Origin of the sequence: Allofranklinella schreckenbergeri, from assembly GCF_003703475.1 — a bacterium.
In the GTDB taxonomy this organism is placed as follows: domain Bacteria; phylum Pseudomonadota; class Gammaproteobacteria; order Burkholderiales; family Burkholderiaceae_C; genus Lampropedia; species Lampropedia schreckenbergeri.
The window spans coordinates 223173-246947 of record NZ_RDQM01000002.1 but is presented as its reverse complement, the minus strand read 5'-3'; the positions used below and the strand labels follow the sequence as shown (position 1 = coordinate 246947).

Annotated in this window: 19 protein-coding genes and 1 pseudogene; 9 read left to right on the top strand and 11 right to left on the bottom strand. The window is 64.6% G+C overall.

Translation table 11 applies throughout. The features are described from left to right. Positions 1 to 117, top strand: a pseudogene (locus tag EBQ26_RS02645) (IS5/IS1182 family transposase); the annotation flags it as partial. 54 nt (positions 118 to 171) lie between these two features. Here EBQ26_RS02645 and EBQ26_RS02640 read toward each other — a convergent pair. From EBQ26_RS02640 to EBQ26_RS02620, 5 genes are all read right to left on the bottom strand, one after another. Further along, complete coding sequence (locus EBQ26_RS02640; protein ID WP_122237470.1) at positions 172 to 603, bottom strand: ExbD/TolR family protein; 432 nt, start codon at positions 601 to 603, stop codon at positions 172 to 174. Beyond that, the gene (locus tag EBQ26_RS02635) at positions 600 to 1232 is read right to left on the bottom strand and encodes a MotA/TolQ/ExbB proton channel family protein (protein WP_122237469.1); all 633 of its coding nucleotides are present in this window, start codon (positions 1230 to 1232) and stop codon (positions 600 to 602) included. Before EBQ26_RS02635 ends, EBQ26_RS02640 begins: the two co-directional genes overlap by 4 nt. Positions 1233 to 1334: 102 nt before the next feature. Further along, positions 1335 to 2594 (bottom strand): elongation factor P maturation arginine rhamnosyltransferase EarP, encoded by a 1260-nt coding sequence (earP, locus tag EBQ26_RS02630; RefSeq protein WP_122237468.1) that lies wholly within the window; start codon positions 2592 to 2594, stop codon positions 1335 to 1337. A 90-nt stretch (positions 2595 to 2684) separates the two neighbouring features. Then, entirely contained in the window at positions 2685 to 5030 is a 2346-nt protein-coding gene (gene mnmD / locus EBQ26_RS02625; RefSeq protein ID WP_122237467.1) for a tRNA (5-methylaminomethyl-2-thiouridine)(34)-methyltransferase MnmD, read from the bottom strand. A gap of 20 nt (positions 5031 to 5050) precedes the next feature. Beyond that, a complete protein-coding gene (locus EBQ26_RS02620; RefSeq protein WP_122237501.1) occupies positions 5051 to 5323 on the bottom strand; it encodes an oxidative damage protection protein in 273 nt (90 codons plus the stop codon). 335 nt (positions 5324 to 5658) lie between these two features. On the opposite strand from EBQ26_RS02620, the gene EBQ26_RS02615 reads away from it, so the two are divergent. Next, positions 5659 to 6732, top strand: coding sequence for a branched-chain amino acid aminotransferase (locus tag EBQ26_RS02615; protein WP_390614160.1), 1074 nt, complete (start codon positions 5659 to 5661; stop codon positions 6730 to 6732). A 346-nt stretch (positions 6733 to 7078) separates the two neighbouring features. Here the strand turns inward: EBQ26_RS02615 and EBQ26_RS02610 are convergent, their stop codons facing one another. After that, positions 7079 to 8413, bottom strand: a complete 1335-nt coding sequence (locus tag EBQ26_RS02610; protein ID WP_122237465.1) for a homoserine dehydrogenase — start codon at positions 8411 to 8413, stop codon at positions 7079 to 7081. A gap of 75 nt (positions 8414 to 8488) precedes the next feature. Beyond that, complete coding sequence (locus EBQ26_RS02605; RefSeq protein ID WP_122237464.1) at positions 8489 to 9757, bottom strand: pyridoxal phosphate-dependent aminotransferase; 1269 nt, start codon at positions 9755 to 9757, stop codon at positions 8489 to 8491. A gap of 179 nt (positions 9758 to 9936) precedes the next feature. On the opposite strand from EBQ26_RS02605, the gene EBQ26_RS02600 reads away from it, so the two are divergent. Next, on the top strand, positions 9937 to 10326 hold the full coding sequence (locus EBQ26_RS02600) for an Mth938-like domain-containing protein (protein ID WP_122237463.1): 390 nt from the start codon (positions 9937 to 9939) through the stop codon (positions 10324 to 10326). 209 nt (positions 10327 to 10535) lie between these two features. Here EBQ26_RS02600 and EBQ26_RS02595 read toward each other — a convergent pair whose 3' ends face one another. From EBQ26_RS02595 to thiM, 3 genes are all read right to left on the bottom strand, one after another. After that, entirely contained in the window at positions 10536 to 11168 is a 633-nt protein-coding gene (locus EBQ26_RS02595; protein WP_122237462.1) for a superoxide dismutase, read from the bottom strand. A 184-nt stretch (positions 11169 to 11352) separates the two neighbouring features. Next, positions 11353 to 12672 (bottom strand): hemolysin family protein, encoded by a 1320-nt coding sequence (locus tag EBQ26_RS02590; protein ID WP_122237461.1) that lies wholly within the window; start codon positions 12670 to 12672, stop codon positions 11353 to 11355. Positions 12673 to 12976: 304 nt separating this feature from the next. After that, positions 12977 to 13876 carry a hydroxyethylthiazole kinase gene (thiM, locus tag EBQ26_RS02585; RefSeq protein WP_122237500.1) on the bottom strand — a complete coding sequence of 300 codons (900 nt, stop codon included), beginning with the start codon at positions 13874 to 13876 and terminating at the stop codon, positions 12977 to 12979. Positions 13877 to 14244: 368 nt separating this feature from the next. Between thiM and EBQ26_RS02580 the strand changes: the two genes are divergently transcribed. The 4 genes from EBQ26_RS02580 (at position 14245) to folD (ending at position 19059) form a co-directional block, all read left to right on the top strand. Further along, complete coding sequence (locus tag EBQ26_RS02580; protein ID WP_238944093.1) at positions 14245 to 14706, top strand: disulfide bond formation protein B; 462 nt, start codon at positions 14245 to 14247, stop codon at positions 14704 to 14706. Between the two features lie 175 nt (positions 14707 to 14881). Next, positions 14882 to 17437, top strand: coding sequence for a PAS domain-containing sensor histidine kinase (locus EBQ26_RS02575; RefSeq protein WP_122237459.1), 2556 nt, complete (start codon positions 14882 to 14884; stop codon positions 17435 to 17437). A 26-nt stretch (positions 17438 to 17463) separates the two neighbouring features. Beyond that, positions 17464 to 18117 carry a response regulator transcription factor gene (locus EBQ26_RS02570; protein WP_122237458.1) on the top strand — a complete coding sequence of 218 codons (654 nt, stop codon included), beginning with the start codon at positions 17464 to 17466 and terminating at the stop codon, positions 18115 to 18117. Positions 18118 to 18210: 93 nt separating this feature from the next. Next, positions 18211 to 19059, top strand: a complete 849-nt coding sequence (folD, locus tag EBQ26_RS02565) for a bifunctional methylenetetrahydrofolate dehydrogenase/methenyltetrahydrofolate cyclohydrolase FolD (RefSeq protein ID WP_122237457.1) — start codon at positions 18211 to 18213, stop codon at positions 19057 to 19059. A gap of 79 nt (positions 19060 to 19138) precedes the next feature. Here the strand turns inward: folD and EBQ26_RS02560 are convergent, their stop codons facing one another. Continuing rightward, complete coding sequence (locus tag EBQ26_RS02560) at positions 19139 to 21385, bottom strand: primosomal protein N' (RefSeq protein ID WP_122237456.1); 2247 nt, start codon at positions 21383 to 21385, stop codon at positions 19139 to 19141. 375 nt (positions 21386 to 21760) lie between these two features. Here EBQ26_RS02560 and EBQ26_RS02555 point away from each other — a divergent pair, with 375 nt between their 5' ends. Together EBQ26_RS02555 and EBQ26_RS02550 are read left to right on the top strand one after the other, a co-directional pair. Further along, positions 21761 to 23422 (top strand): CTP synthase, encoded by a 1662-nt coding sequence (locus EBQ26_RS02555; RefSeq protein WP_122237455.1) that lies wholly within the window; start codon positions 21761 to 21763, stop codon positions 23420 to 23422. Between the two features lie 97 nt (positions 23423 to 23519). Further along, positions 23520 to 23774, top strand: coding sequence for a hypothetical protein (locus EBQ26_RS02550; RefSeq protein ID WP_122237454.1), 255 nt, complete (start codon positions 23520 to 23522; stop codon positions 23772 to 23774). The last annotated feature ends 1 nt before the right edge of the window (position 23775 follow it).

The following is a 23775-nucleotide window of genomic DNA, read 5'->3' as shown; positions in this document are numbered from 1 at the left end:
TTGTCTCGTGATTACGAGCGATTGCCAGACGTACTGGGGGGATTGCACTTCGTGGTCTTTGCCATTCTCATGCTGCCCAATGCCATGCCGTTGATTCGGTTGGCTCAAAGTTCATAACACGCTCTAGGCTTCAGGGGAGGGGCGCGCGGGCGCTGCCCGGTGGTGGGGCGTTCAATGCCCTGGTGTGGCCTGGGTGGCGAATGTCACGCGGGCCAGGCCGGCGTTGCGTGCGGCTTCCATGATGGAAACCACCGATTGGTGCGAGGCCAGGCCATCGGCGCTGATGACGACGATGGCTTGCGGCTTGGCGCGCGCGGCTTGTTGCAAGAGGCTGGTGAGCTGCGCGGGGCTGGCGGGGCCGACGACTGCGCCATCGACTGCGTAGTTGCCGCCCGTATCCAGCGAGACGACGATCTCTTGCGGCTTGTCGCGCATCGGCTCGGCGTTGGCCAGGGGCAGGTTCAACTGCAATTCGTTGTAGCGGCTGTAGGTGGTGGTGAGCATGAGAAAAATCAGGATCACCAGCAGGATGTCGATGAAGGGGATCAGGTTGATCTCCGGATCGCCCGTGCCGTCCTGAAAGCGCGAACCGCGGAAATTCATGGCTGCAAACCCCGCAAGTGCTTGACGAAATCTTCGCTGGCCACTTCCAGCTCCAGGATGTAGCTATCGACGCGGCTGCGGAAGTAGCGCCAGAAAATCAGCGCCGGAATCGCCACGATTAACCCGAAGGCGGTGTTGTAAAGGGCCACGGAAATGCCGTGCGCGAGCTGGCCCGGATCGCCCGTGACTACGCCGACGTCGATCGAGCCTTGCGAGGCGAAGATGGCGATCATCCCCACCACGGTGCCCAGCAGGCCCAGCAGCGGCGCGGCGGTGGCGATGGTGGCCAGCGGTTGCAGGAATTTGTTCAGCCGGTTGGCCACCAGGCGGCCACGGTTCTGGATGGCGTGGCGCAGGTCTTCCTCACTGGCTTGCGGGTTGGCCTGGAGGGCGCGCAAGCCCGCCGCCAGCAGCTCGCCCAGGGCGGAGTTTTGCTCCAGCTTGTCGATCACGTCGGCAGGGGGGATGTATTTGGAGGAGGCGGTTTTCGCCTCTTTCAGCAGGCCTTGCGGAACGATGGCGGCGCGCTTGAGGCTGTAAAAACGCTCGGCCACGATGGCCAGGGCGATGACGGAGCAAAAAATCAGCGGCCAGATGGGCCAGCCAGCGGCTTGGATGATGGAAAACAAGGGTGGCTCCCAAATACAAGAAAAAGGACAAGGGCCGATTATGGCTCTGCATCCAGGCGAAAACGACCACAAAAGCCGCTGTGCGTGGCTTGTGTGCAGCGTTCAAGCCCCCTGGCTGCGTTGCACAAAATGCAGCAGTTGGGTGGCCAGATCGTCTTGTGCCAGCAGGGAGGAGCGTGCGGCGCTCACGCAGGTTTGCCAGGGGCTGAGCGCGGCAGGGCTGGCGGGGGCAGGGCTGACGTGGGGGGCTTGGCTCATGCCATTGAGGGTGTGCATGGCGCGCCGCCAGTCGGGCGGGGCTTGCAGCCAGTGCAGAAAGGCGTCGAGCTTGGCGTGGTGGGCGTTGTCGTCTTGCGGGTAGATGTGCCAGAGCAACGGCTTGCCCGCCCAGAGCGCGCGCACCAGCGAGTCTTCGCCGCGCACGATGTTGAGATCGCAGGCCCACAGCAGCTCGTCGTAGGCGGGCTGGGACATGAAATCCAGCCAGTGCACATGCAATTGCCCCTGCTGCCAGGGAGCGCTGGCGTGCGGCTCGGGCCAGCCCAACTGCGCCCAGCATTGGCGCAAATAGGTTTGCGAGCGGCCTGCGGCGGCCAGCAGGTGCACCACCGGGGGAGGATGGGCCGCAGTCGAGGCCGGGAAAGCCCATTGGTGCAGCCAATCGCGCAGGCAGGCCGGCTCGTAGGCGAACAGGCTGATCCACAAGGTCTGCGCAGGCGAGGGCGGCACGGCAGGCAGCCATTGGCGGCGCCATGCGGCCCGGTCAAAGCGCGCTTGCCGATCGGCCAGGTCTTGCTCGCGCAGCAGGCCGCCCGTTTGCGCGGTGAAGCCGGGGTAGAAAAAGGTTTTGCTACGCCCTTGCGCCGCGCCGTGCATGACAGGCGAGGGCAGGCGGTGCATGCGCTGCACGTAGTCCTCGGCGCTGAGGTATTCCAGATTCAGCCAAACGGGCCAGGGCGACGCGCCCGCAGGGCGGCATTGCCGGGCCAGCGCCTGGAGGTAGGGTTGGGGGATGTCGCAGCCAAAGGCTTCGATCAGTACATCGGGCAGTGGATTGGGCAGTGTGCCCGGCAGTGCATCAGGCCGGGCCTGGGGCAGCAGCGCCGGGGCGATGGGCTGGGCATGGCCGGGGCGCCAGGGCAGGATGGTCAAACCCTGGTGCTGGATGGGGCTTGGGGGGGAGGACGGTTGGGTGACGGCCGGTCCCGTGGCGGGCAGGCCGCCAAGCCAGTGCAGGGGGGCGGGATCGTCGATCCACAGGCGCACGCTGTGCCCGCGCGCGCTCAGCTCGCGCGCCAGCCGCCAGCACACGCCCGCATCGCCGTAGTTGTCGATCACCTGGCAAAAAATGTCCCATCGCATGCCATGCTCCAATTTTATATTTCAAAGGAAAATTTATTTGATTGCCAATTTGCCTAAAAATGGCATTTTTATTTCCTTTTGATTTAAATTTTATGGGTGATCGGCCCTTGCCGCCGCAAAGCGGCCTGCAAACAGCGATGCGGCCAGATGGCGTGCCACGGGCAGCGGCTCTGCATGCAGGCTGGCGGCGAGGATTTCCGCGCACAAGCACGCCAGCGTCAGGCCCCGCGAACCCAGGCCCGTGGCCAGCAGCGCGTTGCCCGCGCGCGCTTGGGGCAGCCAAGGGCCGTACGCCGGGAAGCGATCGGGCACGGTGCAGCGCACAGCGCCCCAACGCTGCACGGGCGCACCGCCGTCAAACAAGCGTGCCGCCAGCGCAGGCCCGGCCGCTGGCAGCAAAGCCGCGATGCGCTCGCGGTTGTGCCGCAAGGCATCGGCCTGGGCTTGCGGCGTGGGCGCTTGCAGCGGGTCTTCACGCTCGAACGTGCCGCCGCTCAGCCACAAGCGCCCTTGGCCCGATGGCGCGGGGATGGCGATCAGGCTGCCTTTGCCATTGACCGGCCAGGCGGGCCAATCGGGCTGCGACCCTTCTGGCGGCGATCTTTCTGGCGAACTGGAAGGGGGGATCAGCCCCCAGGCCACCTGCCCGCGCACGGCGTTCAGCGGGGGGGCAAGGCGTTCAGGCAGCTCGGCGTGCGCCAGAGGTTGGGGGGCTTGCGGCGTTTGGGATGTTTGAGGCGGCTGCGCGGCTTCTGCCTGCACCGAGCGCGCCAGCGCCAGGCTGCCGTAGCCGCCTGCCAGGACAAGGCAATCGGCTTGGGCCAGCGGCTGTGGCGGGGCGCTGGGCGCTGCGGCCGTTGTCCCTGTTGCGGGGGATGGCGTCGCGTCCGGTTCGGCGGCATGGCCCAGCACCTGCCAGCGCACCATGCTTTCATGCTCGCCGTGGGGCGTGCTGGCAGTGCCCTTGTCCGCGCTCTGCGCTTGCGGGTGCGCTGGCTCCAGCGCCGCAATGGTGCTGACGCGGCAGTCCGTGCGCAGGCGAATGCGCGGATGCGCCAGCAGCGCCTGGACCAGCGCCGCCGGGCGCAGCCAGCCAGCCTGGGTGTGCATCAAGACCGGATGCGCGCTGGCGGCAGCCGCCGCTGCATCTATGCCCGAATGCAGGCGCTCGGCTTGCGTTGCCAGCCGCGTGGCGGTGCTGGGAATGCGGGGCGTGGGCGAAGCGGGATCGAGCGCGGTGGCTTCTTCTGGCCGGTGGCTGGCTTGTTCCGACACCATCGCAGCACATGCAGGCGCAGCAGCGGGCGCAGGCGGCAAACCGCTGCGCTTGCCAATACGGTGCTCCAGCACGCCGGAGGGCTGCCAATCCACCCCCTGTTGCAACAGGCGGGCGGCGGTGCGTTGCATGCAGCGCACGCCCGCGCGTGTCAGCCTGGATAGCGGTGCGTCGTCGGACGAAATGTGCGGGGCGAACAAGCCCACGGGCAGGGCCGAAGCGCCTTGTGCAGGGCCGCTGGCTTGCTCCAGCACGGTGACGCTCCACCCCCGCTCGGCCATGGCCCGCGCCACGCTGGCCCCGGCGATGCCCGCGCCGATGACGACGCAATGGCGCTGTGGCTGCTGGCGCAAGGCCTCGGGCAAAGGGGCGATGGAGCCAAGCGCACCAGCGGCGCCAGCGCGCCGCTGACTGGGTTGCCAGGCAGGCGCATAGCGCGCGCGCAGATTGTGTTTTTTCGGCGGCGTGCCCGGCACGCGCTCCACTTCAAAGCCGCATTGCCGCAGCGCGTCCTGCACGCTGCGCGCCACGCACCAACTGGCTAGCCGCGTATGCCCGGCCACGCAGCAGCGCGCCAGGGCTTTGAACATGTCCACACTCCACATCTGCGGGTTGCGGCTGGGGCTGAAGCCATCGAGGAACACGCTATCGGCCTGCCAGCTTTCCTGCCGCAGGCTGTCGCGGGCGTCGCCAATGGCCAGGGTGAGGTGCACGCGGTTGTCGTCAAAGCTCAGGCGGTGCACGCCCGTGTGCATATCGGTGTATTGGGCGGCCAGTTGCTGCGCCAGCGGCTCCAGCTCCGGGTAGCGCTGGCGGGCCGCTTCCAGCAGGGCCTGGGCGCTGACGGGATAGGCCTCGGTAGAGATGAAATGCAAGCGCGCGCAGCGCTGCGGGTCGTCGCGCCAGGCTTGCCAGGTGGCCAGAAAGTTCAGTCCCAGGCCAAAGCCCGTTTCAAGCACCCGCCATTGCGGGCGTTGCGCCCAGGCCGCTGGCAGGTCGCAGCCGTGCAAAAAGCTGCCCCGCGCCTGCGCCAGGCCACCGTCGTGGTGGCTGTGGTAGCGCTCATCAAAACGGGGGGAGTAAGGGCTGCCATCGTCCAGCCAGGTCAGATCGGGGGCGGCTGGGGCGTCTGGCCGGGGCGCTGCATCGCCTGGCTTCATGGCGTGTGCGGCGTTGGCGTTTACGCCGTGGGCGGTACGTAACCTTGGGCGACATCCGCACCATCGCCGAAGAAATGCTGCTCCATCTGGCGCGCCAGGTACTGGCGGGCGCGGGCATCGGCCAGGTTCAGGCGGTTCTCGTTGACCAGCATGGTTTGGTGGCGAATCCAATCGCCCCAGGCTTTTTTGCTGACGTTCTCGAAAATGCGCTTGCCCAGCTCGCCGGGATAAGGGGGGAAATCCAAGCCTTCGGCCTCCGTGCCGAGCTTGATGCATTGAACCATGCGGGCCATATCGTGAACTCCTGAAAAAACGGCCAGAAACTGGCCGTTGGGTGGCATGCGCTCGCGCGATCGGCGGGGATCGCGCGGGGCGATGGGGGCGGTGTGCGCACGCTGCCCCCACCGGGGCGCCGTGCGCGGCAAAGGCGCGACTGTAGCAAGAAAAGCCCGCTCGCCAGCGCCTTGGCTTGCCCTGCCCATGCCCGGGCAGTCGCTATCATTTGCGGCTTGCCGCCCGGGGGCCTGGCCTGGCCGCGCGGCATGCCCAACAACCCGGGGGCCTGTCATCAAAACGCCCGCAAATTTTGATGACAGGCCCTGATAACCACACAGGAACGAACATGCCCATGCCCTTGTCCATCCACCCGACCGACACCCCCACCTCCGCCGCCGAGCGCCAAGCCATTTTGGACAAAGGGGGTTTTGGCACCGCCTTTACCGACCACATGGTCACCATCGAGTGGACTGAGGGCCAGGGCTGGCACAACGCCCAGGTGCGCAAGCGCGAGCCGTTCCGGATCGACCCCGCCGCCGCCGTGCTGCATTACGCGCAGGAAGTTTTCGAGGGCATGAAGGCCTACCGTGGCGAGGGCGGTGCCATCACCTTGTTCCGCCCCGACCAAAACGCCAAGCGCTTTAACGCCTCCGCCCAGCGCATGGCCATGCCCACGCTGCCCGAGGACGTGTTCGTGGAGGCCGTGCAAGCGCTGGTGCGCACCGACCGCGACTGGATTCCCGGCGGCAACGGCAGCTTGTACCTGCGCCCCTTCATGTTTGCCGACGAGCCTTTCCTGGGCGTGCGCCCGGCGCACCACTTCACTTTCTGCGTCATCGCCTCGCCCGTGGGGGACTACTTCAAAAGCGGCCCCAAGCCCGTCAAGGTCTGGGTTTCGCGCGAGTACACCCGCGCCGCCGAAGGCGGCACCGGCGCGGCCAAGTGCGGCGGCAACTACGCCGCCAGCCTGGTGGCGCAGGCCCAGGCTTATGAAAACGGCTGCGAGCAAGTGGTCTTTCTCGATGCCGCCGAGCACCAATGGATCGAGGAGCTGGGCGGCATGAACATCTTTTTCGTCAAGGACGATGGCAACCTGCTGACCACGCCGCTGGGCACCATCTTGCCGGGCATCACGCGCGCCTCGCTCATCGAGCTGGCCCGCAGCAAGGGCCTGACGGTGGAGGAGCGCAAATACTCCTTCGACGAATGGCGCGCCGATGTGGCCAGCGGCAAGGTCAAGGAAGTCTTTGCCTGCGGCACGGCCGCCGTGGTGGCCTCCATCGGCGAGGTGAAGTTCGAGGGCGGCTCCTTCCAGATCGGCCAGGGCGAGAGTGGCCCCGTCACCAACGCGCTGCGCGAAGAACTCACCGCCTTGCAACGCGGCAAGATTGCCGACACGCGCGGTTGGGTGCGTGTTGTGTCTTGAAGACTTGGGGCAGGCCCGAAAGCCTGCTCCAAATGCACGGCGTCACCAGCGCTCTGGCCTGCCCGGGCCAGGGCGCTTTCTTTTGGCTGCCAGCGTCTGCCATGCCAATCAAAGGAAAAGACACATATCGCCCATCATGCCGAAATGGGGTGGTTTTTATTCCTTTGAAGTGGAAATGAAAAAGGCGCCTATTCCATATCAAAGAAAATAACGCTTTCCACCTCTGTTGCCGAAACAGGGTGGTTTTCATTCCTTTGATCTGCAAATTGGAAAACAAAAGCCTGCGCGGCATGCACCGCGCAGGCTTTTGTTGTTTGGGGCTTTCTCGCCGTGGGCCAAGGGGCGCTTAATTCAGCTCCTCCTTGCGCAGGCGCACCACCGAGCCCAGCACCGTGGGCAAGCCCTGGATTTTCTCCAGCGCCTCGTTCATCGTGCCCTCGCGCGTGCGGTGGGTGAGGATGATGAGGTCGGTCTGATCCGCGCCTTCGCCCAGCAAATCGTCCGATTCGCGCTGGAGCATGGCGTCGATGCTGATGCCGTGCTCGGAGAGGATGGTGGTGATGCGCGCCAGCACGCCCGGCTCATCGAGCACGCGCGCGCGCAAGTAGTAGCTGGTGACGACCTCCTCAATCGGCAGCACCGGCAGGCTGCCCTGCGCGGCGGCCAAGCTGGCGGACTGAAAGCCCAGCACGGGCGTGTAATGGCTGGGATCGGCGCCGTAGAGGCGGGCGATATCCACCAGATCGGCGATCACCGCGCTGGCGGTGGGCTCGGAGCCTGCGCCTTGGCCGTAGTACAGCGTGGTGCCCAGCGCATCGCCGTTGACGACGACGGCGTTCATCGCCCCTTCCACACTGGCGAGCAGGCGGCGCGTGGGCACCAGCGCGGGGTGTACGCGCAGCTCGATGCCTTTGTCCGTGCGGCGGGTCACGCCCAGCAGCTTGATGCGGTAGCCCAGTTGCTCGGCGTACTGGATGTCGGTTTTCTCCAGCTTGGTGATGCCTTCGACGTGGGCTTTATCGAACTGCACCGGCACGCCGAAGGCGATGGCGCACATCAGCGTGGTTTTGTGGGCGGCATCGATGCCCTGGATGTCGAAGGTCGGGTCGGCCTCGGCATAGCCCAGCCGCTGGGCCTCCTTGAGCACGGTGGCAAAGTCCAGCCCCTTGTCGCGCATTTCGGAGAGGATGAAGTTGGTCGTGCCGTTGACGATGCCGGCCACCCAGTTGATGCGGTTGGCCACCAGCCCTTCGCGCAGCGCCTTGATGATGGGGATGCCCCCGGCCACGGCGGCTTCGTAGGCGACGATCACGCCCTTGCGCGCGGCGGCGGCGAAGATTTCCTCGCCATGCACGGCCAGCAGGGCCTTGTTGGCGGTAACAACGTGCTTGCCCGCCTCAATGGCGGCCAGCACCAGGGTTTTGGCAATGCCGTAACCGCCGATGAGCTCGATCACCACATCCACATCGTCGCGCGCCACGACCTGGGCGGCATCGCCGACGACTTCCACCCCGTCGCCGACGATGCTGCGCGCGCGCGCCGTGTCCAGATCGGCTACGACGGTGATGGCGATCTCGCGGCCAGCGCGGCGGCGGATTTCCTCCTGGTTGCGCTTGAGTACGGTGAATGTGCCGGCGCCAACGGTGCCGATGCCCAAAAGGCCAACGCGGATGGGTGTCATGGGAAAGGTCTTGGGTGTAGGGGGGTGAGAGAAAAAGCCGGAAAAGCCCAGAAAGCCGGAAAAGCCAAAGGGGGTTCAGGCCGCGGCTTTTTTGCCGATGTGGCTCACGGGGCTGATGGCGCCTGCGCGGCGCTCGCGCACGGTGCGCAAAAAGCGTGCAATGCGCTCGATGGCTTCGCGCAAATCGGGCTCGTGCGGCAAAAAGACGATGCGGAAGTGATCGGGCTTGGGCCAGTTGAAGCCCGTGCCCTGCACCAGCATCACGCGCGTTTCGCGCAGCAGTTCCAGGAAGAACAGCCGGTCATCGGCCACGGGGTACACGTCCAGATCCAGCTTGGGGAACATGTACAGCGTGGCCTGGGGCTTGACGCAGCTCACGCCGGGGATGGCGTTGATCATCTCGTAGGCCAGATCGCGCTGGCGGCGCAAGCGCCCGCCTTCGCCGGTGAGTTCGTGAATGCTTTGGTAGCCGCCCAGCGCCGTCTGGATGGCCCACTGGCCGGGCACGTTGGAGCACAGCTTCATGTTGGCCAGCATGTCCAGCCCTTCGATGTAGTCGCGCGCGCAGTTCTTGTCGCCCGAAACAATCATCCAGCCGGCGCGGTAGCCGCAAGAGCGGTAGCTTTTGGAGAGGGAGTTGAACGTCAGCGTCAGCACATCGGGCGCCAGGCTGGCCAGCGCGGTGTGGGTGTTGCCGTCGTAGAGCACCTTGTCGTACACCTCGTCGGCCAGCAGCACCAGGCCATGCTCGCGCGCAATCTCGACAATGCCCAGCAGCGTTGGCAGCGAATAAATCACGCCCGTGGGGTTGTTGGGGTTGATGACGACGATGCCCTTGGTGCGCGGGGTGATCTTGCTGCGGATGTCGTCCAGATCGGGCTCCCAGTTGTTGCTCTCGTCGCAGATGTAATGCACGGGCGTGCCGCCGGAGAGGTTGGTCACCGCCGTCCACAGCGGGTAATCGGGCGCGGGCAGCAGCAGCTCGTCGCCATCATCGAGCAGCGCGTTGGTGGCCATGGCAATCAGCTCGCTGGCGCCGTTGCCCAGGTAAATGTCATTCAACGTCACGCCCGCGATGCCCTGGCGCTGCGTCTCGTGCATCACCGCCTTGCGCGCGGCAAAAATGCCTTTGCTGTCCGAATAACCGGCCGAGTTGGGCAGGTTGCGGATCATGTCCTGCTGCACTTCTTCGGGCGCATCAAAGCCGAACGCGGCCAGGTTGCCGATGTTGAGCTTGATGATTTTCTGGCCCTCATCCTCCATGCGGCGCGCCTCGTCCACGATGGGGCCGCGGATGTCGTAAAGCACGTTGGCCAATTTGGCCGATTTATGGATGGTTTTCATGGCGAGACAGCGATGGGGCAAAAAAGAGTAGTCAAAAGGGAAAACCCGTAATTTGACCACAGATCACAAGGACAAACGCCAGCGCACCGCGCGCCCTGGCGCTGGCGAAGGCGGCGAAAAGTGCATGACACGCTCTACACTTGCGCGCCTTTTTTCCCTTCCTTCGCGATTGAAACCTTATGAAACTCCAAGCCGATGCTCCCCAGGCCACCTCCATCACCGCTTACGGCCCCGGCTGGGTGCAATTGCCCGGCCCCGTGCGCATGGAAGGCAGCGTGATTTTGGGCAGCGAAGGCCTGCAGCAAGCGTGGGACTGCCCCGCTTTCGAGGCGCTGCAAGCCGCGCACTTGCAGCACCTGGCAGCGCTGGCAGCCGAGCATGGCGCGCAAGTCGTGCTGCTGGGCAGCGGCCAGCGCACGCGCTTTCCCCCAGCTGCCTGGCTGCGCCCTTTTTTGCAACAGCAATTGGGTCTGGAGGCGATGGACACCATCGCCGCCTGCCGCACCTTCAATGTGCTTGCGGGCGAAGGCCGCAAAGTCCTCGCCGCCTTGATTCAGGAAGCCCAATAATACAAATCAAAAAGAAATAAAAATGCCATTTTTTGGCATGATGGTATTGGTTTGATTTTTCTTGATATGTAATTTGCTCGTCGTGCCCTATGCGCCCATGCCGCATGAAAAAACCGCAGCGCCCTTGCGGGCGGCTGCGGTTCGGGGGTGCGGCGCACTCAGCGGGGTAGCGGTTTTGTTACCTGCTGGCGGGCGCGGGCCGCCGGGTATCAGCCCTTGGCTTGCTGGTAACGGCGCTCCACTTCTGCCCAGTTCACCACGTTGAAGAAGGCGGCGATGTAGTCGGGGCGACGGTTTTGGTATTTCAGGTAGTAGGCGTGCTCCCACACGTCCAGGCCCAGCACGGGGGTGTTGCCCGAGCCGATGCCGCTCATCAAGGGGCTATCCTGGTTGGCGCTGCTTTCCACCAGCAGCTTGCCGTTTTTGTCGCTGGAGAGCCAGGCCCAGCCGCTGCCAAAGCGGGTGAGGGCGGCTTTGGTGAAGGCTTCCTTGAAGGCGTCAAAGCCGCCCAGGTCGCGCTCGATGGCGGCTGCCAGCTCGCCGCCGGGTTGCCCGCCGCCGCCTTGGCCTGCGGGGGCCATGACGGTCCAGAACAGGCTGTGGTTGGCGTGGCCGCCGCCGTTGTTGCGCACGGCGGTGCGGATGCCTTCGGGCAGCTTGTTCAGGTCAACAATCAGTTCTTCGGCGCTTTTGCCATCAAATTCCGTGCCTTTGACGGCCGTAATCAGGTTGTTGATGTAGGTTTGATGGTGCTTGGTGTGATGGATTTCCATCGTTTGCGCATCGATGTGCGGCTCCAGGGCGTCGTAGGCGTAGGGCAGGGCGGGAAGGGTGTAGCTCATGGCGTTCCTCTCTTTGGCGTTGGTGGGGGAAGATTGCGCGTCTGCGTTGTCTCTGCCAGCGCGCCGGGCGCTGGGCTAATAGGCTTTCACCTTTAACGAGAGCGGGCGCGATTCTAGTGGGAGTTTTTTTACCTTGTGCGGGCGCTTTCTTTCGCGCCCGCTCGCAAACCCGCTTGCAAGCTGCTTACGGCGTTTGGGATTCTGGCGCGCCAGGCGGGGGGGCATCGGGCAGGCGCGTGGCGATGACGCGCTCGACCATCTTGCCCTCCATTTCCTCGACGACGAAGCGCCAGCCTTGCCAGTCGAATTGGTCGCCCACTTGCGGGATGCGCTCGAGCAGCAGCATGAACATGCCGCTGAGGGTGTGGTAGAGGCCGCGTTCTTCTTCCGGCACGCTGGCCAGGCCCAGCCGGTCTTTGAGTTCAACGGTGGGGATGGTGCCGTAGAGCGACCAGGTGGTTTCGTCCAGTTGGCGCGCCCAGGCGTCATCGGCATTGCGGGTGGTGAATTCGCCGGTGAGGGCTTCGGTGACGTCTTGCAGGGTCACCATGCCTTGGGTTTCGCCGTATTCGTCCACCACAAAGGCCATTTGCAGGCTGTTGGCGCGAAATTGCGCCAACAAGGCCATGCCGGTGAGGGTTTCGGGTACGTACAGGCTGGTGTGCAGCTCGCGCGCGAAGTCCGGCCCCTCGCCCTGGCTGATGCGCGCCAGCACCTGCTTGGCGTGGATGTAGCCCAGGATGTGGCTTAGCCCGCCGCTGCACACGGGAAAGCGGGTGTGGCCGGAGGCAATCATGCGTTGCAGGTTGGCCTCGTCGCTGTCTTGCAGATCGACGTAAACGATGTCGGTGCGCGGCGTCATGAGCGAGCCGACTTCGCGGTCATCCAGGCGGAAGACGTTGCGCACGATGTCGTGCTCGTTTTGGTGGATGACGCCCGTTTGCGAGCCTTCGGCCAGCATGGCGCGGATTTCCTCGGCGGTGACGCCGTCGTCACCCGCCTGGCGCGCGCCAGCGATTTTGAGCAAGGCGTTGGTGGAGAAGGTCAGCAGCCACACGAAAGGGCGCGTGAGCGCGGCCAGCCACTGGATAGGCCGCGCCACCAGGCGGGCCACGGGTTCGGGCGAGATTTGCCCCAGGCGCTTGGGCACGAGTTCGCCCACGACGATGGAGACGTAGGTCACGCCAATGACGACGACGATGGTGGCGGTCACGCTGGCCGAGGTGGCGGGCATGCCCAGCGCGGTCAGCCACGCGGCCAGCGGCGCGGCCAGCACGGCCTCGCCCACGATGCCGTTGAGCAGGCCGATGGAGGTGATGCCGATCTGGATGGTGGAGAGAAAGCGCGTGGGGTCCTCGCCCAGCTCCAGCGCCACGGCCGCGCCCTTGTCGCCTTCATCGGCCTTGGCCTGCAAGCGCGCGCGGCGTGCCGTCACCAGCGCAATCTCGGACATGGCAAAAATGCCGTTGAGCACGATCAGGCCCACAAGAATCAACGCTTCCATGCCAGGCCTCCTTGCCTCAAGGGTGCAGCGACGGGGTGCGGCGGGCGTGCCAAGGTGGGTAGTCGGCGCGGATGCGCGAAAGTGCGGCAGTGGGGACTAGGGGGTTCCATAAGCGGGGCGCCTTGCCAGCTTGCAACAAGCCAGCGAGGCGGGATAGGTCGTGGTTTTTTCTGAAGAAATGAATCAAGCCCGCCAACGGCGGCTTGCTAGGTCGCAGAGAAACATATCGTAACGCAAGCCTTTGCGGCCGCCGGGCAGCGGCGGTGGGGCCACTTGGGCGTTGGCTGGGCGTTGGCACGAGCGCTCAGCGCTGCACTTCGATGCGGGCGCGCTCGCGCACGCTGGCTGCGTCGATCCAGGCCAGTTGGTCGATCAATTGCACCGCAAAGCTGCCGGGCCCGGGCGCGTGGGCGGCCGTTTGTTCGGCGGCGATGGTATAGACCAGCACCGCCGCGGCCGTCAGCGCCAGCAGCGGGCTGGGCGGCTGTGGCTGCGTTTGCGCTGCGGCGTGCGGGGCGTACAAGGGCGCAAGGGCGGCAAACGCGGCCATCACGGCGCCCAGGGCGCAGCCGCCGCCGGTGATGCGGGTGAGCAGCGGCGTGCCGTTGGCCAGGTGGAGCTGGTTGCGCCCGTCGGTGAGAAAGTCCACCGGGCCGGAGACTGCCACCACGCCTTGCGTTTGCTCAGCCAGCGCAATGGCGGCCTGGCGCGCCTGGGCCACGCTGTCGGTGGCGTCCACGCCGCGGCCGCCGCCGCTGTGGCCTGCCAGCGCCAGGATTTCCGACGCATTGCCGCGGATGATGGGCGGGCGCAGGGCCAGCAATTGCGCCGCCAGGGCTGTGCGCAGGGGCAGGGCGCCGATGGCGACGGGATCGAGCACCCAGGGCTTGCTTGCGGCCTGCGCGGCGTGGGCGGCCTCCAGCACCGCATCGGCCTGCGCGGGCACGGGTGTGCCCAGGTTGATGGACAGGGCCGAGGCCATGCGCGCAAAAAGGCCCGCCTCGCCCGGGGTATCCACCATCGCAGGCGCTGCGCCCAGGGCCAGCAGGATGTTGGCAGTGAACTGGGCGGCAACGCGGTTGGTGATGGATTGCACCAGCGGCGCCTGGGCGCGCAGACGTTCCAGCGCACAGGCGGCAAAAGCGGCCCAATCGGCCGCAGATGCATGGGCCAGGGGAGGGGGCAGGGCGTGGGGGGAGGGCATGGGCGTGGCGTCGTCGCGGGGCAAAAGGCAAGACAAAAGGCAAGACAAAAGGCTGGCGATCCTACCAGCCTGCTCAGTTAGATGGGCGGAGCATTTCTTTTTTTATCAATCAAAGGAAAATCAATTTGACTACTATGTTGACAAAATAAGGTGATTTTTTTGCCTTTGGTTGGATATTGGTGTGCCTTTCTGAACTTGCCCGGAACTTACGGGTAAACCAGCACACAATAGCGGCGCTTGGATGGGCCTGTATGCGGGCATGCATGGCCCGTTTTTTGTGCGGCCAGGCCGCTTGCATGGGCAGGATTTGGAAAGGATTGGGTTTGAAACCGCTGTGGGATTTTCTCTTTGCATCGCCGCGCCGCTTGATGGGGCTGATCGCCCTGGCGTGCGCGGGTTTGTTGGGCTTTGGCCTGTATTTGCAGCACAGCGTGGGGCTGGATCCGTGCCCGATGTGCGTGGTGCAGCGCTATGCGTTTGTGCTGGTTGGCGTTGCCGCCGCGTTGGGTTGCGCCTGGCGCGCGCGCTGGTGGCAAGCGCTTTGGACGGTGGTGATCCTGGCGCTCAGCGGCTTTGGCGCATTCGTGGCCGCGCGCCAAAGCTGGATGCAGTGGTATCCGCCGGAAATCGCCAGTTGCGGGCGCGATTTCTACGGCATTGTGGAGAACTACCCCATCAGCAAAGCCATCCCGATGCTGTTTCGCGGCTCGGGCGATTGCACGGCCATTGACTGGAGTTTTTTGGGCATGAGCATTGCCAACTGGTCGTTTTTGATGTTCGTGGGCATTGCGGCGGCGCTGTGTGTTTCGCTGCTGTACAAGCGCTATTGAATGAATTGCAAATCAAAGTGATTTTTTGAAATTAAAATTCATTGACAGTGCTGCCGAAATCGGATTTTCATATTTCTATTTGATTTGTAAAAAATAAAAGGGCTGCGTTGCTTGCCAGACGCCAGCCCTTTTGCTTTGGCCCCTTTTGCTTTCGCCAGGCTTGCCCATCTCTGCCATGTCTTTGCCGCCCACTCCCTTGCCACCACCCGATGCCCGCCGCAGCCTTTTGCGCAGCGGGTTTGCCGCGCTGTCGGCGCAGTGGCAGCGCTTGAGCGCGCACAGCCAGGCCGTGTGGGGCTATCTGTTTCCGCTGCTGACGGTGGTGCTGTTCACGATCGTGATGCTGGGCGCGTATCTGTTTCTCCGCATGGAAGAAAAAGCCCGCGAAGCGCAGGCGCTGGAGCAGCGCAGCCAGTTTCTGGCCTTGCGCCTGAGCGAGCTGCTGCTGAGCAAGCAAGAGGATATCCAGCACCTGGTCAACGGCCTGGAAGGGCACACCGACAAACACGACTTCGACTCCGGCGCGCGCACCCTCATCGCCCGCGATGCTTCGCTGTATGCGCTGCGCCTGATGGATACCCAGCACCGCGAAATCACCAGCCTGCACTCGGCCCTGCTGCGCGGTCGCTTGCCCGGCGCGGCTCAGCAAGGGCAGCAGGAAAGCGCCCGCCGCCAAAGCCATTGGGAATTGACGCTGACCGAGCCAAGCCCTGGCGATGCCGGCGCCGCCAAGCCCGCCGGGCAAAGCGCGGTGCTGCGCCTGCACACGCCGATGTATGCGCGCGAGATCTACCTCGGCTCGGTGGTGGCGGAGTATTCGCCGCAACTGCTGCTGGGCGCTTTGCTCAGCCAGGGCAGCGTGCAGGACATGGCGGTGGCGCTGGTCGATGCGCGCGGGCAGCGCATTGCGGGCATGGAGGCCGTCTCCCGCCACGACGCGCTGGGCAGCCAACTGGCGCACGTCACCCTGCCCGTGGCGCCGCTGGGCGAGCACATGCGCTTGCAGGCCACGCTCTACCGCAGCGATGAAAACCTCATCGGCAACGCGCTGTTCGTTTTGATGATGCTGCTGGGCCTGACCACCATCGTCACTTTGCTGCTCAATTGGCGCTTAAGCCGTTATCGCTTGCAGGCCCAGCGCAAGCTGCATGAGGAATCGAACTTCCGCCTGGCCATCGAAAACGCGCTGACCACGGGCATCCGCGTGCTCGACATGGAGGGCACCACCACCTACACCAACGCCGCCTTCAGCCGCATGGTGGGCTGGAATCAGGAAGAAATGGTGGGCATGCGCGCGCCCTTTCCCTATTGGCCGCCGAAAGACAAGGATGTGCTCATGGAGCGCTTTCGCGCCGAGCTGGCCGGGCGCCATTACCCCAACGGCCTGCAACTGCGCATGCGGCGGCGCAACGGCTCCACCTTCGATGCGCGCATTCATCTGGTGCCGCTGCGCGATGAGCATGGTGCGCAAACCGGCTGGCTTTCGACCATCACCGATATCACCGAACCCAACCGCATCCGCCAGCAACTCAGCGCCGCGCACGACCGCTTCACGCGGGTGCTGGAGGCGCTGGACGCCTCCATCTCCGTCGCCCCGCTGGGCAGCCACGAGCTGCTGTTTGCCAACCGCATGTACCGCCAATGGTTTGGCTCCGACAGCCAGGGCCACATGCACATGCTCGCTGGCGCCAGCATCATGCAAACAGGCGATGCCATCGAGGAGGAGGACGCCCTCATGGGCCTGCCATCGGAAAGCATCACCAGCGCCAACAGCGAGCGCGCCGAGATGTACGTCCAGGCGCTGGACAAATGGCTGGAAGTGCGCTCGCGCTATCTGGACTGGGTCGATGGCCGCCTGGCGCAAATGCTCATCGCCACCGACATCACCAAGCGCAAACAGGCCGAGGAGCAAGCCGCGCGCCAGGTGGCCAAGATGGAAACCGTCAGCCGCCTGATGACGATGGGCGAAATGGCCTCCAGCGTCGCGCACGAGCTCAACCAGCCGCTGGCGGCCATCACCAACTACACCAACGGCATGATCTCGCGCATCAAGGCCGGCACCATCGACCGCGAAGGTCTGCTGACGCCGCTGGAGAAAACCGCCCACCAGGCCATCCGCGCCGGGCAGGTGATTCAGCGCATCCGCTCCTTCGTCAAACGCAGCGAATCGGTCAGCGAAATCTGCTCACCGCACCGCTTGGTCTCCGAAGCGGTGGAGCTGGCCAACATCGAAATCCGCAAGCGCAATACCCGCCTGAGCGTGTATATGGAGCCGAATTTGCCTATGCTGGAAGTCGATGCCATCCTCATTGAACAAGTGCTGATCAACTTGCTGAAAAACGCCGCCGAAGCCGTCGATGGCGCGCAAAAACCACCCCATCAGCGTGGCATTGATTTGCGCCTGCTGCACCATGAAAGCGAAAACGGCCAGGGCCGGGGCGTGCGCTTCGTCATCACCGACCAAGGCCCTGGCCTGCCAGAAGAAACGCTGGGCCAGCTCTTTGACGCCTTTTACTCCACCAAACGCGACGGCATGGGCATCGGTCTGAACCTGTGCCGCAGCATCATCGAAACGCACCACGGACAGCTCCAAGTGCGCAACCTCTACAATGGCGACCCCGCCCAGGGCCAGGTCAGCGGCTGTGAATTCTCATTCTGGCTGCCCGCATCGCCGCACGGCAGCGCCGATGACCCCGAATCGCATACCCCCCCATTGCCGATCCTGGGCTGATCCCCATTCCCCACCCAAACCTTTGTATGAGCAACAACAAAAAAGGCACCGTTTACATCGTTGACGATGACGAGGCCATTCGCGATTCGCTGCAATGGCTGCTGGAAGGGCGCAACTTTCACGTGCGCTGCTTTGAAAGCGCAGAAGCCTTCTTGAACCAGTACGACAGCCGCGAAGTGGCCTGCCTGATCAGCGACATCCGCATGGGCGGCATGTCCGGTCTGGATCTGCAAGCCCAACTGGCCAGCGCCAACCCCGCCTTGCCCATCGCCATCATCACCGGTCACGGCGACGTGCCCTTGGCCGTGCAAACCATGAAGCAAGGCGCGGTGGACTTCATCCAGAAACCCTTTGACGAGCAGGCCATCACCTCGCTGGTCACCCGCATGCTCGAGCAGGCCCGCGCCAGCTTTGCCGATCAGCAGCAAGCGGCCACGCGCGAAGCCTTGCTGGCCAAGCTCACCGCGCGCGAATCGCAAGTGCTCGAGCGCATCGTGGCCGGGCGCCTGAACAAGCAAATTGCCGACGACCTGGGCATCAGCATCAAAACCGTCGAAGCCCACCGCGCCAACATCATGGAAAAGCTCAGCGCCAACACGGTGGCCGATTTGCTCAAAGTCGTGCTCGGCGGCAACGGCGTCGGCCAGCCCGCCACCTCCGCAACGGGCAAAGCCATTTGAGCGTTTGGCAGCGCTCGCCCCTTGCTCCAGCGGCCGCACATGCGGCCGTCGCGCTTTCATCTTCCCTTCAACCCCATAGCCCTTCACACCACCATGACCGCCCAGATCATCGACGGCCTTGCCCTCTCGCGCAAACTGCGCTCGGCCTTTGCCCAACAGGTACAAACCCTTACCGCCGCAGGCAAACGGCCCGGGCTGGCCGTCATCCTCGTGGGGGAGAACCCCGCCTCGCAGGTGTACGTGCGCAACAAAATCAAGGCGTGCGAGGAAACCGGCATCCACTCCGTGCTGGAACAACACCCCGCCAGCATCACTCAGGCCGAGCTGCTGGCGCGCATAGCCGCGCTCAACAACGACCCGGCCATCCACGGCATCCTGGTGCAACTGCCCCTGCCAGAACATATCGACGCCGATGCGGTGATCGAGGCCATCTCCCCCGCCAAGGATGTGGACGGCTTTCACATCAGCAGCGCCGGCGCGCTGATGACGGGCCTGGCCGGGGGCTTTTGGCCCTGCACGCCGCACGGCTGCCTGAAGATGCTCGATGACATCGGCTACGAACTGCGGGGCAAGCACGCCGTTGTTGTCGGCCGCAGCAACATCGTCGGCAAGCCCATGGCCATGATGCTGCTGGCGCGCAGCGCCACCGTCACCATCTGCCACAGCGCCACGCCCGATTTGGCCGCTATGACGCGCCAGGCCGATGTGCTGGTGGCCGCCGTGGGCCGCGAAAAGCTCATCACCGCCGATATGGTCAAACCCGGCGCCGTCGTCATCGACGTGGGCATGAACCGCAACGCCGAAGGCAAGCTCTGCGGCGATGTGGACTTCGAGGCTGTGAAGGAAGTCGCCTCCTGGATCACCCCCGTGCCCGGCGGCGTCGGCCCCATGACCATCACCATGCTGCTGGCCAACACCATCGAGTCCGCCCAGCGGGATTGAAGTTTTTTAATCAAAGGAAAATTGAAATAAAACCTACCATGCCGAAAAGGCGTGTTATTTTTTCTTTTTGAATTATAAATCAGATGCTGAGCGGATCCACATCCACCAGCCAACGCAGCAGGCCCTTCGGGGCCTGTTTTTTTGCCTGGTGCAGCAGGGGCTGCAAGGCGGCCAGGTAGGCTTGCAGGGCTTTGCGCGAGGCGCTCTCCAGCAGCATTTGGGCGCGTTCGGCATTGGCCACGCGCTGCACGGGCAGGGGCAGGGGGGGATAGACGGTGACGTGCTCGCTGCCGGGCAGGCGCGCCGCTTGCGCCAGGCGGGCGATGTGGCGCAAAAAGTCTTGCGCGGCGTCCTGGCTGCGGGCGTCGGCGCGCAGCAGGGCCTGGTGGCTGAAGGGGGGCATGCCCGCCTGGGCGCGCTCTTGCAGTTGCAGGGCGGCAAAGCCGGGGTAGTCCTGCCGGGCCAGGGCGGCGTAGAGGGGGTGGCCAGGCTCCCAGGTTTGCAGCCACAGCTCGGGTTGCGAGGCGCCAGCGGCCATGTAGCGGGCATCGCGCCCGGCGCGGCCGGAGGCTTGTATGAGCAGGGCAAACAGCCGCTCAGGCGCGCGAAAGTCGCTGGAGTACAGCGCGCCATCGGGCTGGACGACGGCCACCAGCCCGATGCGACGGAAGTCGTGCCCTTTGGCAATCATTTGCGTGCCCACGAGGATGTCGATATCGCCCCGGTGCACTTGCGCGAGCTGCTTTTGCAACGCCCCTTTGTGGCGGGTGGAGTCGGCATCGATGCGCAGGATTTGCGGGATGCGCCCGTCGGTCAGGGCCAGGCTGCCCAGGGTGTGTTCCAGCAGCTCTTGCAATTGCTCGGTGCCGCGGCCGATGGGGGCGATGTCGATACTGCCGCATTGGGGGCAGTGGCGCGGCAGGGGCGTGCTCCAGCCGCAGTGGTGGCAGCGCAATTGGCGCTCGCTTTTGTGCACGACCTGGTGGGCCGAGCAATGGGGGCAATCGCTTTTCCAGCCGCAGGCGCCGCAGCGCAGCACGGGGGCGTAGCCACGGCGGTTGAGCAAGACCATGCATTGCTCGCCCGCGTCGATGCGCGCGCGCATGGCGGCCAGCAGCGGCTCGGCCAGCACGGCCTCGCGCGGGTGCTGGCGCATATCGACTACGCGCAGGGCGGCCAGGGCGCCGCCGCCGATGCGCTCGGGCATGCTCAGGCGCTGGTAGCGCCCGCCGGCCTGGCCGGGCAGGGTGGGGCGGCTGTTGTGCCAGCTTTCCATCGACGGGGTAGCCGAGCCGAGCACGACGGGGATGCCCAACTGGTGGCCGCGCCAGACGGCCAGATCGCGCGCGTGGTAGCGCGCGCCGTCTTGTTGTTTGTAGCTGGCGTCGTGCTCCTCATCGACGACGATGAGGGCCAGGTGCGCGAAGCTGGCCAGCACGGCCATGCGCGTGCCCAGCACCAGGCGTTTGCGCCCCTGGTGCACGGCCAGCCAGTCGTGCAGGCGTTGCACGGGGGCCAGAGCGCTGTGCATGACGGCCACGCAGTCTTCACCCAGCCAGGGGCCAAAGCGCGCTTGCAGCAGGGCTTGCCACTGCGGGGCCAGGTTGATCTCGGGCACCATGAACAGCAGTTGCGCCTGGGCGTTGGCGCGCAGCAGGGCTTCGGCCAGTTGCAGATAGACCTCGGTCTTGCCGCTGCCGGTGACGCCGTGCAGCAGGCTGGCGCCCGCTGGGGCGGCCAACAGGCGATCCAGTACGCTGCTTTGCGCGGGGGTGAGTGCGGGTTTGTCCAGAGCGGGGAGGGCGCTGGCGCCTGGGCCGTTCAGCGGGGGCGCACCGCTGCTCGGGGCAGTTGTGGGGTGGGCTATGGGCTGCGCTGCGGGGGCGTTGGCGGTGGTTTCAGGCGGCGTCTTGCGGCGCTTGCGTGCGGGCTGGGGTGGCGGGTTGAAGGTCCGCTCCAGCTTTTGCAGGCGTTTGTGCCATTGCGCGGCGCTGTGCTCTTGCAAGGCGGTGGGCAGGGCGGTGATGGCCATCTCGCCCAGGCTGCGCTGGTAATAGCGGGCGGCAAAGGCGATCAGTGCGCACCAGGAGGCGGGCAGGGGCGGCTGCCCGTCGAGCACGGCGACCACTTCTTTGAGCTTGTGGATATCTTTTTCTGGTGTATCCGGGTTTTCCCCATGCGGCCAAACAATGCCCAGCACTTCCCGCTGCCCCAAGGGCACGCGCACCAGGGTTCCCGCTGGCAACGGCTGGGCGCTGAGGTAGCTGAGCAAATGGCCTACGCCACTATGAAAAGGCGCATTCACAGCCACGGATACCAGGTGCATGGGCGGGAAGAAAAAAAGCGAAAGGATGGAAGGCGCTTATCCACAATGGGCCGTGAAAGCGCTGCCACAACAGGAATTGCCTTGTGGATAACCTTGTGGGAAAAGATGTGAAAAGGCGTCTGGCAAGGCATTTGCGTGCAACGGCGCAGCGGTTGGGACGCAATGCTTTGCCATGCGGCGCGCGATGTTAATGCAGTCGCCAGGGGGCCAAGTGCAGGGGGCGGGGGCAAAGGTAGAATTGCCGATTCGGCCCTGTCCCTTTCTTTTCCTTTGCGCCGCGCCTTTTGCCCCTGATCGCCCCCGTTTGGGCGTGCAGCCAGCTTGGCTGGCGGGGCTTGCGGCCCCTGGGCTGCCATCTCTTTCTCCCTTCGAGACATGACCAAATTTGTCTTCGTTACCGGCGGCGTCGTTTCCTCTTTGGGCAAAGGCGTCGCCGCCGCCTCGTTGGCGGCGCTGCTTGAGTCGCGCGGCCTCAAAGTCACCCTCATCAAGCTCGATCCCTACATCAACGTCGATCCGGGCACCATGAGTCCCATTCAGCACGGCGAGGTGTTTGTGACCGACGATGGCGCCGAAACCGACCTGGATTTGGGCCATTACGAGCGCTTCATCGAAACGCGCATGAAGCAGGCCAACAACTTCACCACCGGCCGCATCTACCAAAGCGTGCTGGAAAAAGAGCGCCGGGGCGATTACCTGGGCAAGACGGTGCAGGTCATCCCCCACATCACCAACGAGATCCAGGAATTCATCCAGCGCGGCGCAGGCATTGGCACGCCCGATGCGGTGGACGTGGCCATTGCCGAGATTGGTGGCACGGTCGGCGATATCGAATCGCTGCCGTTTCTGGAAGCCGTGCGCCAGCTCGCGCTCAAGCTCGGCCCCAACAACAGCGCCTTCGTGCATTTGACCTATCTGCCCTGGATTGCCGCCGCTGGCGAGCTGAAAACCAAGCCCACCCAGCACACGGTGCAAAAGCTGCGCGAAATCGGCATCCAGCCCGATGCGCTGCTGTGCCGCGCCGACCGCGCCATCCCGCAGGACGAGAAGGACAAAATCTCCCTTTTCACCAACGTGCCGCAATGGGGCGTGATCTCCATGCCCGATGTGGACTCCATTTACAAAGTCCCCCGCCTGCTGCACGAGCAGGGGCTGGACGGCATGATTTGCGACAAGCTGCGCCTGAACACCCCGCCCGCCAATCTGCGCCGCTGGGACGATCTGGTTTACAAAACCGAGCATCCCCAAGGCCAGGTGCGCATTGCCATGGTGGGCAAGTATGTGGAGCTGTCCGACAGCTACAAATCCGTCAACGAAGCGCTGCGCCACGCGGGCCTGGCCAGTGGCGTGCAGGTAGAAATCAGCCACATCGACTCCGAAACGTTTGAGGGCGATGCCCAGGCGGTGCAATCGCTTGCCGCTTACGACGGCATTTTGGTGCCCGGCGGCTTTGGCGCGCGCGGAGTGGAAGGCAAGATTGCCACCGCCCGCTACGCGCGAGAGCACCAGGTGCCCTATCTGGGCATTTGCTTAGGCATGCAGGTGGCCACCATCGAATACGCGCGCCATGTGGCTGGCTTGACCAAGGCCAATAGCACCGAGTTTGATCCGCACACGCCTGAGCCGGTGATCGCCCTCATCGACGAGTGGGAAGACCAGGACGGCAGCATCCAAAAGCGCGACGCCAGCAGCGATCTGGGCGGCACCATGCGCCTGGGCGCGCAAAGCTCCGACGTGCAGCCCGGCACGCTGGCGCACCAGATCTACGGCGACGTGGTGACCGAGCGCCACCGCCACCGCTACGAGGCCAACACCAAATACCTGGACAAGCTGCGCGAAGCGGGTCTGGTGATTTCGGCGCTGACGCAGCGCGAGCACTTGACCGAAATCGTCGAGCTGCCGCAAAACGTGCACCCCTGGTTTATCGGCGTGCAATTCCATCCCGAATTCAAAAGTACGCCCTGGGCGGGGCATCCGCTGTTCAATGCCTTCATCAAGGCGGCGCTGGCAAGGCAAAAGGCCCATCCGGTTGCTTGATCGATGCAGCGTGGGCGAAAGGGCCTGCTTGCCAGGCGGCGCGATGTTCTCTAGCATCAGTGCATCAATTTCATGCTTTGATGTAAAGGAGTCTCTGATGCGCAGCACCTTCAATCTGGACGACGACATGCTCATCCTCGCGCAGCAAACCGCCCAGCGCGAGCGCATTACGCTGGGGCAGGCGGTGTCCAAATGGATGCGCCGCGGCGTGCAGGCGCATGGCCATTCGACTGCGCCTGCCGTGCAGGAAACGCCGGCTTTGCGCAGCCCTTTCAGCTTGCTGCCTGCGCGTGAGGGCGATGTCATCAGCAGTGAGCATATTTACCGCTTGCAAGATGAAGAGGGCATGTGAG

Excerpts from the sequence above, each read along its gene's own strand:
- EBQ26_RS02640 (WP_122237470.1), bottom strand. The coding sequence starts at position 603 with ATGAATTTCCGCGGTTCGCGCTTTCAGGACGGCACGGGCGATCCGGAG.
- earP (WP_122237468.1), bottom strand. The coding sequence starts at position 2,594 with ATGCGATGGGACATTTTTTGCCAGGTGATCGACAACTACGGCGATGCG.
- mnmD (WP_122237467.1), bottom strand. The coding sequence starts at position 5,030 with ATGAAGCCAGGCGATGCAGCGCCCCGGCCAGACGCCCCAGCCGCCCCC.
- EBQ26_RS02620 (WP_122237501.1), bottom strand. The coding sequence starts at position 5,323 with ATGGCCCGCATGGTTCAATGCATCAAGCTCGGCACGGAGGCCGAAGGC.
- EBQ26_RS02615 (WP_390614160.1), top strand. The coding sequence starts at position 5,659 with ATGCCCTTGTCCATCCACCCGACCGACACCCCCACCTCCGCCGCCGAG.
- EBQ26_RS02610 (WP_122237465.1), bottom strand. The coding sequence starts at position 8,413 with ATGACACCCATCCGCGTTGGCCTTTTGGGCATCGGCACCGTTGGCGCC.
- EBQ26_RS02605 (WP_122237464.1), bottom strand. The coding sequence starts at position 9,757 with ATGAAAACCATCCATAAATCGGCCAAATTGGCCAACGTGCTTTACGAC.
- EBQ26_RS02600 (WP_122237463.1), top strand. The coding sequence starts at position 9,937 with ATGAAACTCCAAGCCGATGCTCCCCAGGCCACCTCCATCACCGCTTAC.
- EBQ26_RS02595 (WP_122237462.1), bottom strand. The coding sequence starts at position 11,168 with ATGAGCTACACCCTTCCCGCCCTGCCCTACGCCTACGACGCCCTGGAG.
- EBQ26_RS02590 (WP_122237461.1), bottom strand. The coding sequence starts at position 12,672 with ATGGAAGCGTTGATTCTTGTGGGCCTGATCGTGCTCAACGGCATTTTT.
- thiM (WP_122237500.1), bottom strand. The coding sequence starts at position 13,876 with ATGCCCTCCCCCCACGCCCTGCCCCCTCCCCTGGCCCATGCATCTGCG.
- EBQ26_RS02580 (WP_238944093.1), top strand. The coding sequence starts at position 14,245 with ATGGGGCTGATCGCCCTGGCGTGCGCGGGTTTGTTGGGCTTTGGCCTG.
- EBQ26_RS02575 (WP_122237459.1), top strand. The coding sequence starts at position 14,882 with ATGTCTTTGCCGCCCACTCCCTTGCCACCACCCGATGCCCGCCGCAGC.
- EBQ26_RS02570 (WP_122237458.1), top strand. The coding sequence starts at position 17,464 with ATGAGCAACAACAAAAAAGGCACCGTTTACATCGTTGACGATGACGAG.
- folD (WP_122237457.1), top strand. The coding sequence starts at position 18,211 with ATGACCGCCCAGATCATCGACGGCCTTGCCCTCTCGCGCAAACTGCGC.
- EBQ26_RS02560 (WP_122237456.1), bottom strand. The coding sequence starts at position 21,385 with ATGCACCTGGTATCCGTGGCTGTGAATGCGCCTTTTCATAGTGGCGTA.
- EBQ26_RS02555 (WP_122237455.1), top strand. The coding sequence starts at position 21,761 with ATGACCAAATTTGTCTTCGTTACCGGCGGCGTCGTTTCCTCTTTGGGC.
- EBQ26_RS02550 (WP_122237454.1), top strand. The coding sequence starts at position 23,520 with ATGCGCAGCACCTTCAATCTGGACGACGACATGCTCATCCTCGCGCAG.